Annotated in this window: 1 protein-coding gene; it reads left to right on the top strand. The window is 36.1% G+C overall.

What is annotated here, in order from left to right; all coding sequences use genetic code 11:
• Positions 1-1,133, top strand: a protein-coding gene (locus ACTJJ9_RS26275; RefSeq protein WP_440769008.1) for an IS3 family transposase whose coding sequence is annotated in 2 segments (ribosomal slippage) — positions 1-235 and positions 235-1,133 — 1,134 coding nt annotated over the 2 segments. Because the reading frame shifts where the segments join, the coding sequence is not laid out codon by codon here. This gene is flagged as partial in the annotation.
• Positions 1,134-1,241 lie beyond the last annotated feature (108 nt).

Genomic DNA, 1,241 nt, shown 5'->3' with positions numbered 1-1,241 from the left:
GATGAAGCATTAAAAAAAGAAACAGTAAAGTATATTGCAGAGAACAATAAGTCTGTGGCTCAAGTAGCTAGAGAAATGGATATTAATGAAAATACTTTATATAACTGGATTAAGAAATATGGCCAAGAACCAGAGATCAAATCTGTTCAAACATTCTCTACTGCTGAAGCTGAATTGAAAGCACTTCGAAAGGAAATGCGTGATCTCAAGGAGGAGAATGATATCTTAAAAAAGGCGATGCACTACTTCGCGAAAGACCCTCGGTAAAGTATGAATTCATTTATGAAAATCGCTCCCAATTCCGAGTGGAGAAGATGTGCAATGTTTTGGGAGTTTCCAAGAGTGGATACTTTAAATGGTTAAATCGGCCAAAAAGTGAAAGACAAAAGAAACATGAAAAACTCTCGCAAGAGATATTAAAGACTCACCTTGAATTCAAGCAACGTTATGGCAGTGTTAAGATTGCTAAAACACTGAAAAAGCGCGGTGTGAAAGTAAGTGCTCGTACAGTCTCTCGGATTATGACAAAGAATCAATGGAAGTCTTGTACAGTCAAGAAATACAAAGCTACGACTAATTCAAAGCATCATCATCCAGTAAGTGAAAACGTGTTAAATCGACAGTTTAAAGCCAGTAAACCTAACGAGTTCTGGGTTACAGATATTACTTACATTCCAACAAATGAGGGTTGGTTGTATTTGGCGACCGTAATGGATTTGTATTCTCGTAAGATAGTAGGATGGGCTATGGGCAAAAATATGATCAAAGAATTAGTTATCTCAGCGTTAAAGATGGCATACAAACGTCAAAAACCTGGAAAAGGACTGGTTCATCATTCGGATCGTGGTGTTCAGTACGCATCTCGTGAATATCAGAATCTATTAAAAAAGTACAATATGACTGGCAGCATGAGTAGGAAAGGAAACTGTTATGACAACGCTTGTATTGAGTCCTTTCACGGAATTTTAAAACGTGAGCTGGTATATCAAACAAAGTATAAAACAAGAGAAGAAGCAAAAAACTCACTATTTGAATACATTGAGTTCTTTTACAATTCAAAGCGAATTCATTCGACATTGGGTTATTACACACCGAATGAATTTGAACAAATGTACAGAAAAATCGCTGCTTGATTTCTCCTTCATAAAAAAGTTTAAATCTCTATAAATTTAAACTTTTTTTGAAGGCCACCAAGCGAAAGCGCGGTAGAAATCTGTGTCTATTTTCTTGACGTAGTATCA

The organism is Metabacillus sp. 22489 (assembly GCF_052044855.1).
GTDB classification, from domain to species: domain Bacteria; phylum Bacillota; class Bacilli; order Bacillales; family Bacillaceae; genus Metabacillus; species Metabacillus niabensis.
This window is presented reverse-complemented; position numbering and strand designations above follow the sequence as displayed.